Source organism: Streptomyces djakartensis (genome assembly GCF_014651075.1).
GTDB classification, from domain to species: domain Bacteria; phylum Actinomycetota; class Actinomycetes; order Streptomycetales; family Streptomycetaceae; genus Streptomyces; species Streptomyces djakartensis.
Genome location: NZ_BMWE01000001.1, coordinates 209,224 through 225,768, shown reverse-complemented (window position 1 = coordinate 225,768; position 16,545 = coordinate 209,224). Strand labels below are relative to the sequence as shown.

15 protein-coding genes and 1 pseudogene are annotated in these 16,545 nt (G+C 71.8%); 7 read left to right on the top strand and 9 right to left on the bottom strand.

Annotated features, from left to right (window positions below):
• Positions 1-87: 87 nt before the first annotated feature.
• A complete protein-coding gene (msrA, locus tag IE212_RS01045; RefSeq protein WP_190195737.1) occupies positions 88-600 on the top strand; it encodes a peptide-methionine (S)-S-oxide reductase MsrA in 513 nt (170 codons plus the stop codon).
• A 17-nt stretch (positions 601-617) separates the two neighbouring features.
• Here the strand turns inward: msrA (IE212_RS01045) and IE212_RS01040 are convergent, their stop codons facing one another.
• The 3 genes and pseudogenes from IE212_RS01040 to IE212_RS01030 form a co-directional block, all read right to left on the bottom strand.
• A complete protein-coding gene (locus IE212_RS01040; protein WP_190195736.1) occupies positions 618-1,895 on the bottom strand; it encodes an ATP-binding protein in 1,278 nt (425 codons plus the stop codon).
• A 418-nt stretch (positions 1,896-2,313) separates the two neighbouring features.
• A pseudogene (gene msrA / locus IE212_RS01035) lies at positions 2,314-2,979 on the bottom strand (peptide-methionine (S)-S-oxide reductase MsrA); the annotation flags it as partial.
• A 192-nt stretch (positions 2,980-3,171) separates the two neighbouring features.
• On the bottom strand, positions 3,172-4,290 hold the full coding sequence (locus tag IE212_RS01030) for a hypothetical protein (RefSeq protein ID WP_190195735.1): 1,119 nt from the start codon (positions 4,288-4,290) through the stop codon (positions 3,172-3,174).
• Between the two features lie 144 nt (positions 4,291-4,434).
• Here IE212_RS01030 and IE212_RS01025 point away from each other — a divergent pair, with 144 nt between their 5' ends.
• Entirely contained in the window at positions 4,435-5,589 is a 1,155-nt protein-coding gene (locus tag IE212_RS01025; protein WP_190195734.1) for a cystathionine gamma-synthase, read from the top strand.
• 21 nt (positions 5,590-5,610) lie between these two features.
• Here the strand turns inward: IE212_RS01025 and IE212_RS01020 are convergent, their stop codons facing one another.
• From IE212_RS01020 to IE212_RS01010, 3 genes are all read right to left on the bottom strand, one after another.
• Entirely contained in the window at positions 5,611-5,859 is a 249-nt protein-coding gene (locus tag IE212_RS01020) for a hypothetical protein (protein WP_190195733.1), read from the bottom strand.
• A 214-nt stretch (positions 5,860-6,073) separates the two neighbouring features.
• Positions 6,074-6,577 (bottom strand): sigma factor-like helix-turn-helix DNA-binding protein, encoded by a 504-nt coding sequence (locus tag IE212_RS01015; protein WP_190195732.1) that lies wholly within the window; start codon positions 6,575-6,577, stop codon positions 6,074-6,076.
• 208 nt (positions 6,578-6,785) lie between these two features.
• Positions 6,786-7,277: a MarR family winged helix-turn-helix transcriptional regulator gene (locus IE212_RS01010; protein WP_190196144.1), complete on the bottom strand. Its 492-nt coding sequence runs from the start codon at positions 7,275-7,277 to the stop codon at positions 6,786-6,788.
• A gap of 164 nt (positions 7,278-7,441) precedes the next feature.
• Between IE212_RS01010 and ilvA the strand changes: the two genes are divergently transcribed.
• The 3 genes from ilvA (at position 7,442) to IE212_RS00995 (ending at position 10,651) form a co-directional block, all read left to right on the top strand.
• A complete protein-coding gene (ilvA, locus tag IE212_RS01005) occupies positions 7,442-8,671 on the top strand; it encodes a threonine ammonia-lyase (RefSeq protein ID WP_190195731.1) in 1,230 nt (409 codons plus the stop codon).
• A gap of 148 nt (positions 8,672-8,819) precedes the next feature.
• The gene (locus IE212_RS01000) at positions 8,820-9,797 is read left to right on the top strand and encodes an ATP-binding cassette domain-containing protein (protein WP_190195730.1); all 978 of its coding nucleotides are present in this window, start codon (positions 8,820-8,822) and stop codon (positions 9,795-9,797) included.
• Complete coding sequence (locus IE212_RS00995; protein WP_190195729.1) at positions 9,794-10,651, top strand: ABC transporter permease; 858 nt, start codon at positions 9,794-9,796, stop codon at positions 10,649-10,651. The genes IE212_RS01000 and IE212_RS00995 overlap by 4 nt, the downstream gene beginning before the upstream one ends.
• 55 nt (positions 10,652-10,706) lie before the next feature.
• Here IE212_RS00995 and greA read toward each other — a convergent pair whose 3' ends face one another.
• Together greA and IE212_RS00985 are read right to left on the bottom strand one after the other, a co-directional pair.
• Positions 10,707-11,204 (bottom strand): transcription elongation factor GreA, encoded by a 498-nt coding sequence (gene greA / locus IE212_RS00990; protein ID WP_190195728.1) that lies wholly within the window; start codon positions 11,202-11,204, stop codon positions 10,707-10,709.
• A 175-nt stretch (positions 11,205-11,379) separates the two neighbouring features.
• A complete protein-coding gene (locus IE212_RS00985) occupies positions 11,380-11,778 on the bottom strand; it encodes a DUF4307 domain-containing protein (RefSeq protein WP_190195727.1) in 399 nt (132 codons plus the stop codon).
• Positions 11,779-11,925: 147 nt separating this feature from the next.
• Here IE212_RS00985 and mca point away from each other — a divergent pair, with 147 nt between their 5' ends.
• Both mca and IE212_RS00975 read left to right on the top strand, forming a co-directional pair.
• Positions 11,926-12,807, top strand: coding sequence for a mycothiol conjugate amidase Mca (gene mca / locus IE212_RS00980; RefSeq protein WP_190195726.1), 882 nt, complete (start codon positions 11,926-11,928; stop codon positions 12,805-12,807).
• A complete protein-coding gene (locus tag IE212_RS00975; protein WP_190195725.1) occupies positions 12,800-13,105 on the top strand; it encodes a hypothetical protein in 306 nt (101 codons plus the stop codon). Before mca ends, IE212_RS00975 begins: the two co-directional genes overlap by 8 nt.
• Before the next feature lie 105 nt (positions 13,106-13,210).
• On the opposite strand, the gene IE212_RS00970 is transcribed toward IE212_RS00975, so the two are convergent.
• Positions 13,211-16,408 carry a tetratricopeptide repeat protein gene (locus tag IE212_RS00970; RefSeq protein WP_190195724.1) on the bottom strand — a complete coding sequence of 1,066 codons (3,198 nt, stop codon included), beginning with the start codon at positions 16,406-16,408 and terminating at the stop codon, positions 13,211-13,213.
• Positions 16,409-16,545 lie beyond the last annotated feature (137 nt).

Here is a 16,545-nt window from a genome sequence, read left to right as displayed (position 1 = left end):
TTGCCAAGGTGAGGAATCGCCCGGGGCCCCCGTGCGTTGAGGAGGGTGGACACCAGTGAGCCGGCTGACGGATATGGAGGGCCGCACATGGCTGAGCAGACGCAGAGGGCCGTACTGGCGGGCGGATGCTTCTGGGGCATGGAGGAACTGATCCGCCGGCTGCCGGGCGTGACGGCGACCCGGGTGGGATACACCGGGGGCGACGTGCCGAACGCGACGTACCGCAACCACGGCACGCACGCGGAAGCCATCGAGGTCCTCTTCGACCCGGCGAAGACCGACTTCCGCGCGATCCTGGAGTTCTTCTTCCAGATCCACGACCCGACCACGAAGAACCGCCAGGGCAACGACATCGGCCTCAGCTACCGCTCGGCGATCTACTACGTGGACGACGAGCAGAAGCGGATCGCCGAGGACACGATCGCGGATGTGGACGCCTCCGGTCTGTGGCCGGGCAAGGTCGTCACCGAGGTGGAACCGGTCGGCCCCTTCTGGGAGGCCGAGCCCGAGCATCAGGATTACCTGCAGCGCTACCCGGACGGCTACACCTGCCACTTCCCGCGCCCGGGCTGGCGGCTGCCCGCCCGCACCGAGGGCTGACCGCGGGCACGGGCACCTCAGAGCCGGCTGTAGGTGTCGATGTCCTCCCCGAACTCCTCGATGGCCTGTGCGGTGAGTGTCGGCCGGGTGTCGGCGATGGCGGTCATGTAGTCCTCGGTCGTCGCCGGTTGCCCCCGGCGGAGCGTGACTTCGCGCTCGAACGCCGCCTGCGCCCCCTTGCGGGCCGCGAAAGCGATGTCGGCCGGTGTGAACAGGTCGCTGGCCCGGGCGAGCCGGTCGACGTCCACCGACTCGGCGGAGGCCGTGAGGTAGCGGGCCCAGATCGCCGCGCGCGCGGAGGCGTCCGGAGGGCCGATGGGGATGACGTGGTCGAAGCGGCCCGGCCGCAGGAACGCCGCGTCGAGCGAGCGTATCGAGTTGGTGGCACAGGCCAGCAGGCGCGCGTCGTGCTCGCGGAACACGGGGATGAGCTTGAGCAGCTCGTTGGTCACTCCGTGCCCGGGATCGACGGCCTTCCCGGAGCGCGCGCCGGCGATCTCCTCGACCTCGTCGATGAAGAGCAGCACCGAGTCCAGTTCGGCCAGGTCCGCGAAGGTCTCCCGCAGGGCCACGGCCAGCCCCTCGCTCGTGTCGGCGGCGAGCCGGGACGGGAAGAGCTCCACGAAAGGCCAGCCGAGCCGCGAGGCGACCGCCTTGGCGAAACTGGTCTTCCCGGTACCCGGCGGGCCGAACAGGATGATCGCCTTGGGCGGGGCGACACCGTAGTGGTCCGCCAGCGCCGGCTCGGTCAACGGGAGCACGACACGGCGCTCGACGACCTGTTTCTCCCCCTCCATGCCCGCCATGGCGTCCCACAGACCGTCGGGAAGCATGCGGCCGCCCAGGGCCGTGAGCACCTCCGTGCTGGCGGCTCCTGGGGGTTCGGCCTTCTCGTAGTAGGTGAGATCGTCGCGGAACCGGTAGCCGGAGTTCTCCAGGGCCTTCGTCCCCGCGGCACCGGCGGGCAGCAGCGCACTGATGTGACTCACGCCGATGGCCCGCAGCCGCCGTTCCAGATCGGCGAGGAGAGCACTCCCGATCCCTCGTTCGCGCCAGCGTGAGGCGAGCGCCACCAGGAGGATCCACGCCCGCTTGCCCTGTGCCTGAGCGACAGCCACACCGACCAGTTCCTCGCCGACCACCGCGACGACCGCCGTCTGTCCGGCCTTGGCCGCCGCCATGACCTCGGAGATCGCGAACACCCGGTTCTCGTCGGCCCGGCGGTTCTGGTCCCAGATCTCGATGGCCTGGTCGAGATCGTCCTCGTGATAGTCACGCAGGTGCCAAGCGGGCATCGCCACCACCTCACACGGCGCGGGAGTCCCATTGTTCCGCCACCGGAGCCCCGTGACGAACGGGGCGGGACCGCATACCCGCCCGTCACATGGCGCGGTACATGCTGAAGATGTGCCACGCCGCTTCCATCCGCGCTCTCGTGTCGTCGTCGCACTCCCCGGTGAGCCCGACGAAGACGACCGAGGACCCGGGGTCGTCCGCGACCAGCAGCGTCAGCGGCACTCGGCCCGACAGCGGGTAGTCGTACCAGCCGCCAGGCCTTTCCACGTCCGTGCGCGGGAGGGCGTTCTCGATGGCCAGCCAGTCGGAGTCGTCGAAGCGGTAGCCCGAGAACTCCGCGACCGACTCGCAGAAGGGCCGCAGATTCTCCTCGAAGATCCAGCCCGTGCCGAGGACCGGGTCGGGGGCCGGGTGCTCACCATCGGCCGTGGCCACGCCGATCGGGCAGGAGACGCCCGTCCCGCCGATGCCGCAGTAGCCGGCCGGGTTCTTGTCCAGGTATTGCTGGTGGTGGCCCTCCGCCGGGTAGAAGGGGCGGCCTTCCGCCGGGACGATCTCCGTGGATATCCGGCCGTGGCCGGAGGACGTGAGGACCCTCTGGTAGGCCTCGCGGGAGGCCTTGGCCGTGGCTGCCTGCTCCGGCGTGTGGGTGTAGATCGCCGAGCGGTACTGCGTGCCCACGTCGTTGCCCTGGCGGAAGCCCTGTGTGGGGTCGTGGGACTCCCAGAACGTGTTCAGCAGGCGCTCGTACGAGATCAGCTTCGGGTCGAAGACCACGCGGACGACCTCGGTGTGGCCGGTCAGGCCCGAGCAGACCTCCTCGTACGTGGGGTTCTCCGTGTAGCCGCCCTGGTAGCCGGCCAGAGTGGTCCACACGCCCGCCGGGAGCTGCCAGAACCTGCGCTCGGCGCCCCAGAAACAGCCCAGGCCGAAATCGGCGATCTCCAGGCCCCCGGGGTAGGGGCCGAGCAGCGGGTTGCCGAGGACGGTGTGCCGGTCGGGGACGGTGAACGCCGGCTCCCGGCGGCCTCGCAGCGCCTGCTCGGGGCTCGGCAGCTGGGGCGTACGGCTGTGCGGGAACATGCGGTCTCCAGCGGTGTGCAGAGGTGTCCAGTGGCGGTCAGCGGCTAAGCGGCTCGGCTCAGCGGCTCAGCGGTCTTCGTTCGGGGCCGTGGGCGCGCGGGGCGACGCCCCCCCCCCGCGACGGGTGGCGACCGGTGGGGACGCCGACCGGGGCCGCGTCTCGCCGCAGGCCTCAGGCCCGGGGCCCGTGCCTCAGTGGGGCAGGCTCGCGGGGCTGCCGCCGTTCGCCTCGTAGCCCGCCACCGCCAGCGCCCGGTACACCGCGAACTCCCCCGCCGGGTCGGCCGACAGCGTCCACGGCAGGGCACCGACGTGCCCGTCTATGTGCACCAGCTGGTTCATGGCCTCCGACCAGCGCTCGCCGCGGACCAGGAAGAAGACCAGCATGTGCCGCACGTGCGCCAGCATCGGGTCGTCCGGGCGGGCCGAGTGCACCGCGTGCAGCGCGCCGTGCACCGCCTTCGTGACGACCTCCGTCTGCCAGAAGCTGCTGACCAGGGTCACCTCGGGCAGGTGCTCGAACACCGCGAAGAGCGGCATCGCCGCCAGCAGGGAGCCCTTGGGGGCCCGGGCCGCCGCGGCCTCCGCGAACGAGTACGCCAGCTCGCGCGAGCCGTGCCACTTCTCGCACCAGTAGTGCAGGGCGGCCAGATGCGCCCCCATGTGGGCGGGAGCACGGTCCAGGATCTTCAGCCACAGCTGCTCGAAGTCCTTCTGCGAGTAGCCCAGCCCGCGGGCCACGGACAGTTCGACGATGTACGGGATCGGGTCGCCGGGGGCCAGCAGCGCCGCGTCGCCGCACGCCGCCTTCGCCTCCTCCATGATGATCCGGAACTCATCCGTGCCGGGCGACGCCGTCCGCCACGCCTGCTGCACCAGGAACTCGGCGTGCACCGCCGCGCCGCCCGCGTCCTTCGGCGCCTCGGCCCGCCACACCCGCAGCCACTGCCCGCCGGGCGACTCGCCCAACCCGCCGGGCCGCTGCTGCAGCTCCAGTGAGGCCGCGCCCGCGAAGGCCTGGACGCGCTGCCAGCGCTGCTCGCCCTCGGTCTCGGTGCCCGCGAGGAGCTGCTGGGCGGCGCGGTAGTCCTGCGTGCGCTGCACCACGTCCAGGACGTCCAGCAGGTCCTGGTCGGGCCCGGGCATGCGGATGTCGAGCTGCTCCTCGCGGACGAAGCCGTAGTTCGCCGGGTCCGCGGCGTCCGGGTGGTCGGGCGAGACCAGGCCGACCGCACCGCGACGGCGCCGCAGGAAGGGAAGCAGCACGAAGCCCAGCATGACCAGTGCCATCAGGACCCAGAGAATCTCCATGCGACAAGCGAACCAGACCGCGCCGACAATTGGCCAACGTGGTCCCGAAGCTGTGGAAAACCCGCCGCACTCCGCAGCTACGGACCGGGCCCGCATCGCCGCTTGCCCGGCACTCGCCGCGTCGGCGCATTACCCTCGGTGCCCATGAGCGACAGGCACATCAGTCAGCACTTCGAGACGCTCGCGATCCACGCGGGCAACACCGCCGACCCCCTGACGGGCGCGGTCGTCCCGCCGATCTACCAGGTCTCCACCTACAAGCAGGACGGCGTCGGCGGCCTGCGCGGCGGCTACGAGTACAGCCGCAGCGCCAACCCGACCAGGACCGCGCTGGAGGAGAACCTCGCCGCCCTGGAGGGCGGCCGCCGCGGTCTCGCGTTCGCGTCCGGACTGGCGGCCGAGGACTGCCTGCTGCGTACGCTGCTCAGCCCCGGCGACCACGTGGTCATCCCCAACGACGCCTACGGCGGCACGTTCCGCCTCTTCGCCAAGGTCGTCGCCCGCTGGGGCGTGGAGTGGTCGGTCGCCGACACCGGCGACCCGGCCGCCGTACGGGCCGCCATCACCCCGAAGACCAAGGCCGTGTGGGTGGAGACCCCCTCCAACCCGCTCCTCGGCATCACCGACATCGCCGCCGTCGCCCAGGTCGCCCGGGACGCCGGCGCCCGCCTCGTCGTCGACAACACCTTCGCGACGCCCTACCTCCAGCAGCCGCTCTCGCTCGGCGCGGACGTCGTCGTGCACTCGCTGACGAAGTACATGGGCGGCCACTCCGACGTCGTCGGCGGCGCGCTGATCACCGCCGACGCCGACCTGGGCGAGGAACTGGCCTTCCACCAGAACGCGATGGGCGCCGTCGCCGGGCCCTTCGACTCCTGGCTGGTGCTGCGCGGCACCAAGACCCTCTCCGTGCGGATGGACCGGCACAGCGAGAACGCGGCCAGGGTCGCCGACATGCTCACCCGGCACGCGCGCGTGACCAGCGTGCTGTACCCGGGTCTGCCCGAGCACCCCGGCCACGAGGTCGCCGCCAAGCAGATGAAGGCGTTCGGCGGCATGGTCTCGTTCCGTGTCCAGGGCGGCGAGGAGGCGGCCGTCGAGGTCTGCAACCGCGCCAAGGTGTTCACGCTGGGCGAGTCACTGGGCGGCGTCGAGTCGCTGATCGAGCACCCGGGCCGCATGACGCACGCGTCCGCGGCCGGCTCGGCCCTCGAGGTCCCCGCCGACCTGGTGCGGCTGTCCGTCGGCATCGAGAACGCCGACGACCTGCTGGAGGACCTGCAGCAGGCGCTCGGCTAGGCACCGGAGCGTCGCGCGGGGTCACCAGCCGGTGAGGGGTGGGGTCGTGTCCGAGGGCGGCTCCACCCACGGGCGGGCCGTCAGCGCCCACACCGTGAACGCCACGACCGCCGCGAAGGCCAGCAGCCACAGCACGCGGCGGGCGAGCGCCCTGCGCCGCAGCATGCGTTCGCCCCGGCGCACGGCCTCCGAGTGGATCTCGGGCGGCACGGGCGGCGGCGCCTGCTCCATGAGCCGCCGCACGGCGGCCTCACGATCGTTCCCCCTCATGTCCGCCTCCCGCCGGTGGGGTTCTCTCCGCTGGAGGGGCTCGCTTCGCCGGCCGGGCGGCCGGCGAAGCCGCTCCGGGGTGGGGAGCCCCGTGCGGCGGGGCGTACGTCGGCGGGGCTTTCGCCGGTGACGCGCCTCGCTTCGCTGTCCGGGCGGTTGGTGTCTCCGCCTCCGGGGGGAGCGGCCCGGGCGGCGGGGCGTGCGCCGGTGGCGCTCATGATGGCGTCGCCTTCGTGGCCGACACGGCCGTTGCCGGGTTCCGGGAGCGGTGCAGCAGGGTCGTCGCCGCCCGGTGGCAGATGGCCCGGACCCGTTCCGCCGACAGGCCGAGCAGGGCCGCCGTCTGCTCCTCGCCGACGCCTTCGCAGAGCCTGAGCACCAGGATCAGCCGCTCCTGCGGGGTGAGCGGAGCCAGAGGGCTCCCCGGGTGCGGGCGGGCGCGGCCGAGACCGCCGTGCTGGTGCCACGCGCCGCGGGCGAAGCGGGTCGCCAGGTGCTGGCGGGCCCGGTCGTAGGGATCCTCACCGCGCAGCCGGTCCCAGGACGCGTACGTATGGGCCAGCGCCAGGGTCAGCAGGCGCCGGGCGCGCGGATTGTCGTCCGGGGACTCGGCGGTGAGCAGCGTGGCGGCGTGCAGCAGCCGCCCGGCCGCGCCCGCGACGAACGCCTCGAACTCGCGGGCTCGCCGGGTTGCCCGGGACGCGTGCCGCTCTCGCACCGCACCTCCACCCGCCCGCCGTCGACCCTGTGGACGCGGGCCCGGCCGGGCACGGACGCGACGCCGCGTACGACAGGACCCGGTCTCATATCAGGCCAGGGGCGGCCACGCGGTCAAGAGCCGCGCACCGGCTCGGCGCAGAGGACGACACGGCCCCGGGGCCACCTCGCGGCCGGAGCCGCGCTCAGACGTCCGTGTCGTACCGCGCTCAGGAGCCGGAGTGCGTCTCCGGTACCGCCATCCGGGCGGAGAGCGCACTGTTGAAGCGCGTGAGGAGCGAGCAGAACGCCTCGCGCTCCTCCGGGTCCCAGTCGTGGGTGAGTTCCGCCATCAACTGCCGCCGGGACGAACGCACTTCCTCCAGCCGTGCCTGCCCGCGCGGGGACAGCTGGAGTACCACGGCCCGCCCGTCCTCCGGGTGCGAGGTGCGCTTGACCAGGCCGGTGTCGACGAGCGGGGCCACCTGCCGGGTGACCGTCGACGAGTCGATGCCCATGCTCGCGGCGAGCGCCTTGACGCCCATCGGGCCTTCCTTGTGCAGCCGGTTGAGCAGCAGATACGCGGCGCGGTCCATGGAGTTGCGCACCTGCCCGACCCCGCCGAGCCGGGTCTGTTCGGCACGGCGGGCGAACAACGCCACCTCGTGCTGCAGCGTGTCGAGAAGACCGGTGTCACCGACGGGCGACATGTCCATCGACATTTCAGGTGTTGTGGGCATGGCCGGGGGCTCACTTCGTGAAGGGCTGGCTGATTGGGGGACAGGGTACGCGGCCGGGGGGCGAGCCGTACCGGCGCTGCGCAAAGCGGGTCTCGGAGGTTGGTCACAACGGTCGCTCCGGTCCGTGAACTGCGATGCTGGTGAACATGAGCTACAGCACGGCTGACTCCTTGCGCCCCGTCACCCTCGACGACGTGCGCGGAGCGCAGAAGATGCTCTCGGGTGTGGCGCGCGTGACCGCGATGGAGGGCAGCAGGCACCTGTCCCAGATGGTCGGTGCGCCGGTGCACCTCAAGTGCGAGAACCTCCAGCGGACCGGTTCGTTCAAGCTGCGCGGCGCGTATGTGCGGATCGCCGGTCTGCTGCCGGAGGAGCGTGCCGCCGGTGTCGTCGCCGCGAGCGCCGGCAACCACGCGCAGGGCGTCGCCCTGGCGTCCACGCTGCTCGGCGTGCGCTCCACGGTGTTCATGCCGAAGGGCGCCCCGCTGCCCAAGGTCAGCGCCACCCGGGACTACGGGGCCGAGGTGCGGCTGCACGGCCAGGTGGTCGACGAGACACTGGCCGCGGCGCAGGAGTACGCCGCCGAGACGGGTGCGGTGTTCATCCACCCCTTCGACCACCCCGACATCATCGCGGGCCAGGGAACGGTGGGCCTGGAGATCCTTGAGCAGTGCCCCGAGGCGAGCACGGTCGTCGTCGGCATCGGCGGGGGCGGGCTGGCCGCCGGGATAGCGGTGGCGGTGAAGGCGCTGCGGCCGGATCTGCGGATCGTGGGCGTCCAGGCGGAGGGCGCGGCGGCCTATCCGCCCTCGCTGGCGGCGGGCCGGCCGGTGGCGGTCGAGAACCCGGCGACGATGGCCGACGGCATCAAGGTGGGCCGGCCCGGCGACGTGCCGTTCGGGATCGTCGGCGAGCTGGTCGACGAGGTGCGCACGGTCAGCGAGGACGAGCTGTCCGCCGCGCTGCTGCTGTGCCTGGAGCGGGCCAAGCTGGTCGTGGAACCGGCCGGGGCGAGCCCGGTCGCGGCCCTGCTGAGCGAGCCCGGCTCCTTCGAGGGCCCGGTCGTGGCCGTGCTGTCCGGCGGCAACGTCGACCCGGTGCTGATGCAGCGGGTGCTGCGGCACGGTATGACGGCACAGGGCCGCTACCTGGCCGTCCGGCTGCGGCTGACGGACCGTCCGGGCGCTCTCGCCACACTTCTGGGCGTGTTGTCAGTGGTCGACGCTAACGTCCTCGATGTGAGCCATGTACGGACCGATCCACGGCTCGGGCTCACGGAGGCGGAGGTGGAGCTGCACCTGGAGACGAAGGGTCCGGCGCACTGCGCCGAAGTGGGTCAGGCGCTGCGCGAGGCGGGCTACACGGTCATGGGCTGAGCCGGCGCGCCGGCCGGTCAAGATCCCTTTCTCTCCCCGGAACGAGACGCGGGAAAACCGATTGAGAGACGCGATACATCGCGTTATGGTGTGTCGGTGCGGCACCTCACACCTGTCCGGAGCGATCCCCGAAGACGTGGAGACTCATATGCCAGGCGCCATCTATGCCGAAGGTCTGGTCAAGACCTTCGGTGACGTAAGAGCCTTGGACGGCGTCGACCTCGACGTGCCCGAAGGCACGGTCCTCGGCCTGCTGGGGCCGAACGGCGCGGGCAAGACGACCACCGTCCGCTGCCTGACCACCCTGCTGCGGCCCGACAGCGGACGGGCCGTCGTCGCGGGCATCGACGTGCTGAAGCAGCCCGACGCCGTCCGCCGCTCCATCGGCCTGTCCGGCCAGTTCGCGGCCGTCGACGAGTATCTGACCGGCCGCGAGAACCTCCAGATGGTCGGCCAGCTCTACCAGATGAGGGCGAAGGCGGCGAAGGAGCGTGCGGCCGAGCTGCTGGAGCAGTTCCACCTCGCGGACGCCGCCGACCGCCCCACCAAGACCTACTCCGGAGGCATGCGCCGCCGGCTCGACCTCGCGGCGGCCCTCGTCGTCTCCCCGCCCGTGATGTTCATGGACGAGCCGACGACCGGCCTCGACCCCCGTAACCGCCAGCAGCTGTGGGAGGTCATCAAGCAGTTGGTCTCCGGCGGTACGACACTGCTGCTGACCACCCAGTACCTGGAAGAGGCCGACCACCTCGCGCACGACATCGCGGTGGTCGACCAGGGCCGGGTCATCGCCAAGGGCACCTCCGACCAGCTCAAGGCCCGCACCGGTGGCGAGCGCGTCGAGGTCGTGGTGCACGAGCGCGAGCACATGCGGGCCGCCGCCGAGGTCCTCACCGGGTTCGGCAAGGGCGACACCACGGTCGAGGAGCACATGCGCAAGCTCACCGTGCCCGTGACCGGCGGCGCCAAGCTCCTCGCCGAGATCATCCGGGAACTGGACACGCGGGGCATCGAGATCGACGACATCGGCCTGCGCAGGCCGACCCTCGACGACGTCTTCCTGTCCCTGACGGGACACGTGGCCGAGGCGAAGGACGAGGACAGTGCCAAGGAGGCCGTGAAGTGAGCGCCGTCACCGACACCGTGCGGGTCGCGCCGGCCGCGAACCCGGTCAGCCAGTCGATCCGGGACTCGATGGTCGTAGCGAAACGCAACCTGATCCGCATGTCCCGGATCCCGGAGATGATCATCTACGGACTGATCCAGCCGATCATGTTCGTGGTGCTGTTCACCTACGTCTTCGGCGGTTCCATGCAGATCGGCAGCAGCACGAGCGCCGCCGACTACAAGAACTTCCTGATGGCCGGCATCTTCGCGCAGACCGTCACGTTCGCCACCGCGAGCTCAGGCGCCGGCATCGCCGACGACATGCACAAGGGCCTCATCGACCGCTTCCGCTCCCTGCCCATGGCACGCGGCGCGGTGCTCACCGGCCGCACCCTCGCCGACTCCGTGCAGACGGCCCTCACCCTGGTCGTCCTCGCGGTGGTCGCCCTCCTGGTCGGCTGGCGCGTCGGGTCGGACGGCGACACCAACGCCGCCAGGGTCCTCGCGGCCTTCGGCCTGCTGCTCCTGCTCGGCTACGCGTTCACCTGGATCGGCGCCCTGATCGGCATGTCCGTCCGGACGCCGGAGGCGGCCACGTCCAGCGGGCTGATCTGGCTCTTCCCGGTCACGTTCATCTCGAACGCGTTCGTGGACACCAGCCACATGACCCCGTGGCTGCGCCACATCGCCGAGTGGAACCCCTTCAGCGCCACGGTCCAGGCCTGCCGCGTGCTGTTCGCCAACCCGGGCCAGTCGCCGTCCGACGCCTGGCCCATGCAGCACCCCGTGTGGGCCTCGCTGATCTACTCGGTGCTGATCCTGGTCGTCTTCCGCACGCTGGCGGTGCGCAAGTACCGGTCCGCGACGGCATGAGCAAACCCCCGGCGTCCCTGGACGCCGGGGGCACGTCAACGCTTCCTGTGGCCGGTCAGCCCTCGTACGGCTCGGCTTTGAGAATCTTCACCGAGGCCTTCTTGCCGTTCGGCAGCTCGTACTCCGCGTCCTCGCCGACCTTGTGGCCCATCACGCCGGTACCCAGCGGCGACTGCGGCGAGTACGTCTCGATGTCCGCGCTCGCGTACTCACGGGAAGCGAGCAGGAACGTCAGCGTGTCGTCCTCGTCGCCGTCGAACGCGATGGTGACGACCATGCCGGGCGCCACCGCACCGTCCGCCGCGGGCGCCTCCCCGACCTTGGCGCTCTCGAGGAGCTGGGTGAGCTGGCGCACACGGAGTTCCTGCTTGCCCTGCTCCTCCTTGGCCGCGTGGTACCCGCCGTTCTCACGCAGGTCGCCCTCCTCGCGCGCCGCGGCGATCTTCGCGGAGATCTCCGCCCGCGCGGGACCAGTAAGGTACTCAAGCTCAGCCTTGAGCTTGTTGTACGCCTCCTGGGTCAGCCAGGTGACGTTCTCGCTGGTCTGGGTCACAGGTGCTCCTCGTAGGTACTGGGAATACAAAGCATCGCCCTACCCAGAAGCATGTTCCTCCACGGATGGGCGAAACCACGAGCCTAACAATTCAGGGGCCCGAGGGGGAGGACATAAGCGACCAGATTCACATCAACGCAGGTCAGGCCCTAGCTATTCCAGGGGGCCATTGTCGTCAACCGGCGTGGCAGCCCAGCAGTTCGGCCGTCGTACCCGGAGAGGTCGTACGCAGTGTGACGACCTTGTCGATGCGGGTGGCGCCGCCGGCGAAACGGAAGTCGGCACGGCCCACCTCGGCGCCGTCCTCGGCCTGGGAGCGCACGGTGCAGTAGCCGTCGGTGCCGGCGTCCTTGCGGACCTCCAGGTGCACCCGCACGGCCTCCTTGCCGGGCTCGAAGCTGATCACCTCGGCGCTGATCTCGTTCTTGGCGACGTAGTGGTAGCCGAACCAGCCCACGAGTCCCAGCAGCGCCACGGCGAGGACGGCGCCGACGACCTTGAGCGTGCGGTCGGCGCGCTCGTCCGAGGTACGGCCGTACCGGCCCTCGGGCGGTCTCGTGCTCGCCGTCGTCATGATCGTCCTCCAGACAGGCCCGGGACGAGTGACCCGAAAAGGGCCCAGGGACCCGGTCCCGGAATTATTCGCCCCCCGGTTCGGTCACTATAGAAGCCGCTGATTGCGCCGACGCACACCGGGCGCCGACTTACTGAGGATTGAGTCTTGACTGACCAGTTGCGACTGATGGCCGTTCACGCCCACCCCGACGACGAGTCGAGCAAGGGCGCGGCGACCATGGCGAAGTACGTGTCCGAGGGGGTGGACGTGCTGGTCGTGACCTGCACGGGCGGGGAACGCGGCTCCATCCTCAATCCGAAGCTGCAGGGCGACAAGTACATCGAGGAGCACATCCACGAGGTACGCAAGAAGGAGATGGACGAGGCCCGGGAAATCCTCGGCGTCAAGCAGGAGTGGCTCGGCTTCGTCGACTCGGGTCTGCCCGAGGGCGACCCGCTGCCGCCGCTGCCGGAGGGCTGCTTCGCCCTCGAGGACGTCGACCACGCGGCCGGCGAGCTGGTGCGGAAGATCCGGTCCTTCCGCCCCCAGGTGATCACCACCTACGACGAGAACGGCGGCTACCCGCACCCCGACCACATCATGACCCACAAGATCTCGATGGTGGCGTTCGAGGGCGCGGCGGACACCGAGAAGTACCCGGAGGCGGAGTACGGCCCCGCCTACCAGCCGCAGAAGCTGTACTACAACCAGGGCTTCAACTGGCCGCGCACCGAGGCGCTGCACCAGGCGCTGCTCGACCGGGGCCTGGAGTCGCCGTACGGGGAGTGGCTCAAGCGCTGGGACGAGTTCGGCCGCAAGGAGCGCACGCTGACCACGCACGTCCCCTGCGCCGACTTCTTCGAGATCCGCGACAAGGCGCTGATCGCGCACGCCACGCAGATCGACCCGGACGGGGGCTGGTTCCGGGTGCCGATGGAGATCCAGAAGGAGGTCTGGCCGACGGAGGAGTACGAGCTGGCGAAGTCCCTCGTCGATACCTCCCTCCCCGAGGACGACCTCTTCGCGGGCGTCCGCGACAATGCCTGACATGAGCGCAAGCGCAAGCCTGGCAATGACGCACCTCGTCTCCCTCGCCAAGGAGGTCGACGAGGACAAGGTCACCCCCGGCGTTCTCGGCTTCATCGTCTTCGCGGTGATGGCCCTGGCGGTGTGGGGCCTGATGAAGTCCATGAACCGGCACATGAACAGGGTCGACTTCACCCAGGTCCCGGACCCGAAGGCCGAGCAGGCGGAGTCCGGGCCCGCGGGGTCCGAGTCCGCGGCCTCCCCGTCCGCCGGGCCCGCGGACGCCGAGGCCTCCGGCCAGGGCAAGAAGCAAGGCTGACGCCCCGCACCGGGGCGGTACCCGTCGGAGGCCGTCCGCCGCCGACGGGTACCGCGTGCCCAAAGGGCCGGCTCAAGCCCTGCGCCGTGATCCGGACGACAGGCCCTACTCCTCCGGCCGCACCGGCACGCCCATCACCTCCCGCGCATGTCGGCCGGGTGTCATCCCGAGCCCCCAGGCCTGCCACCCGGCCTCCAGGCTCACTCCCCGCTCCAGCAGCAGCGCCCAGGCGTCGATGTACTCGTCGAGCTTGTCGTCGCGCAGCGGATGGGCCGCCCGGGCCAGCTCGGCCAGCTCCTGCTGGGCCACGGCCGTGCCGACCTCGAGGCCGCCGGGGGCCGCGTAGGGGAGGAGGGTGCAGCGCAGGAAGCGCGCCCAGTCCTCACCCCGGCGGTCGCCGTACGACGTGAAGAGCCCGGCCGCCTCGTCGCACAGGGCGAGCGCCTGCTGGGTGCGGGCGTTGCCGGCGTCCACGACCGCCAGTTCCAGGCAGGTCCAGGCCTCGCCGTGGGCCACGCCGATGCGCCGGAAGTCGGCGCGGGCGTCGACCAGGAGCTGGCGGGCGAAGCCCGAGTTGCGCAGGGAGCCCGTCTGCGCCGCGCGCTGGTCGCGGGTGACACGGGCCGAGTGGTGGCGGGCGCAGGCCAGGCCGTAGACGTCCCGCATCCGGGAGAACATCGTGCGGGAGCGTTCCAGCTCGCGGACCGCCTGGTCGAGGCTGCCCGTCTCCTCCAGCGCCTGGCCCAGGTAGTAGAGGGTCCAGGCCTCGCCACGCGCGTCCTCGTTGTCCCGGTGCCGGGCGGCCGCCGAGCGCAGTTCCTCCACGGCCGGGGACGCGTCCCCGTCGACCAGCCGGGCCCGGGCCAGCTGGGTCAGGGCCCAGGCCTCGCCACGGGCGTCCCGCGTCCGGCCGTACAGGTCGAGCGCCGCGCGCAGCTCCGACTCGGCGCGCGGGACGTCACCCATGCGCAGGCCCAGCTGGCCGAGCTGGAAGTGGGCCCAGGCCTGCCCGTGCACGGACTCGCCCCGGCGGTGCAGGACCAAGGACTCGGTCAGCAGTTCCAGGGCCTCAGCCAACCGGGCACGGTCCCGCTCGACGGCCGCCAGGGCGTGCATCGTCCAGGCGCGGTCGGCGGACAGCTCGGGTGAGGCCTGCAGCGCCAGGGCCTCGCGGAGCTTCGCCGAAGCCTCCGTCAGACTGCCCTGGTGGTGCAGGGTGATGCCGAGGGAGCACAGGGCCCGGGCGGCTCCCGCGTCATGGTGGGCCTCCCGGTACAGGTCGACGACCGAGGCGAGGGTCGTACGCGCCTTGTCCAGCTCGCCGAGCTGCCGCGCCGCGATGCCGGTGCGCCACTGCACCGAGCGGACCAGCAGGCCCTCGTCCACCGCCTGCGCCAGTTCGCTGATCTCGCCCAGGCGGTACAGGTCGCCGCGCAGCAGGCAGTAGTCGCACAGGGCGCCCAGAAGGTTGAGGACCGCCGCCTGGTTCACGCCCTCGGCGTGCCGCAGCGCCGCCGTGATGAAGCTCGACTCGTCGTCCAGCCAGCGCAGCGCCTCGTCGAGGGAGGTGAAGCCGTACGGGCTGAATCGGTTGGTGCGGGTCGACATGTTGCCGTCGACCATCCGCAGCACCGAGTCGGCCAGCTCGGCGTAGTTCACGATCAGCCGTTCCTGCGCCGCCGTGCGCTCGTCCGGGTCCTCCTCGTCCAGGAGCCGGGCCTGGGCGAAGGCGCGGACCAGGTCGTGCAGCCGGTAGCGGTCACCCCGCACGTGGTCGATCAGACCCGCGCGGGTCAGGGCCCGCAGATGGCGCTTGGCCTCCGCCTCGTCGGTGCCCAGCAGCGCGGCGGCCGCCGCCGCGCCGAGCGAGGCCCGGCCGGCCAGGGCGAGGCGGCGCAGCAGCCGCCGTACGGTCTCCGGCTGGTCGGTGTAGCGCAGCCACAGGGCGCGCTCGACCGGCTCGACCGGCCCGTACGCGGCGAGGTCCGTGGCCAGCGCGCGCGGGGAGCGGGGGCCGAGGCACGACCCCACGACGCGCAGCGCCAGCGGCAGTCCGCCGCACAGCTCCCGCACCCGGTCGGCGGACTCGGCGTCGTACGGTCCCGAACGGTCCTGCGCCGCCGCGCCCAGCAGCTCCTCCGCACCCGCCGCGTCCAGCGGCTCCACCGCCAGCTGGTGCACCCGCGCGGGCAGGTCTCCCAGCTCCAGCGTTCCCCGCGCGGTCACCAGCACCAGGCTGTCGGACCGCTCCGGGACCAGGGCGCGGACCTGCTCGGCGTCCGAGGCGTCGTCGAGGACGATCGTGACGGGCAGGCCCGTCAGATGCTGGTGGTACAGCTCGCTGAGCCGTTTGACCTGCTGGTCGGGGGAGGAACGTTCGCGGAACAGCAGTTGCTCACGGGGCGCGCCGAGCCGGTTGAGCAGGTGCAGCAGGGCGTTGCGGGTGGAGAGCGGCGGCCCGCCCGGCCCCTCGGCACGCAGGTCGACGACGCAGGCGCCGCGGAAGTAGTCCTTCAGATCGTGGGTGGCGTGCACCGCGAGGGCGGTCCGGCCGCTGCCGGGTGTGCCGTGCAGGACGACCACGACCGGCTGGGTCTGCGTGCTCGCCCGGGCCGCCTGCACCCACTGCCGGATCCGCGCCAGCTCCTGCCGGCGCCCCGCGAACGGCTGAGCCGGGCCGGGAAGCTGCCCGAAGGACTGCTCCAGCACGTTGCGCCCGCGCGCCGCCGCACTCTTGTCGGCGCCCCGCAGCCGGGGGCCCGTCTGCTTCGGCCCGGTGGACGCGGCGAGCATTCGCTGCTGGTCAAGGAACGGCCGGATGCCCCGCACCTCGAGCGCCGTCAGCCACTGCAGCCGCAGCTGCTGCGGGCCGCCCGGCTGGCTCGCGGCCCCGGCGCGGCGGTGCGCGGCCGGCAGATGCGAGCCGACCACCTTCACGACCGTCGCCGCGGCGCCGACGACGCCGACGGTCACGCCCGCGCCGACCGCCGTCCCGGCGCCCGTGCCAAGGGCCAGGTCGGCCACGACGGCCGCGAGCGCCGCGACCCCCGCCACCAGCAGCGGCGTGCCGGCACCCTCCCGGGCGTAGCGCTGCCCGAAGGTCAGCTGTCCGGCCGTCGCCTCGTCCAGGGCCCGCGTGTAGGCCGCGTACTCCTCGGCCGCGCTCTGCGCCATCGCGTCGAGCGCCCCGCGGGCCCGCGCGAGCAGCACCTGCCCGTCGGTGCGCCCGCCCGTCCGGCGCACCTCTTCCTCCACGGCCCGCGCCAACAGCCGCTCGGCCTCCGCCCGATGACCGTCCCGCATGTCACGTCCCCCTCCGGCGAAACACCGCTCCTGGTCGTTCCCTCGGTCGTTTCCGTGGTCAAGTGTGCTGTGGACGGCGCACCGGGGCGAGGGGGCGTGCCCGGCCCGATTATGTGAAGAGACGGGGGCGTTGAGGT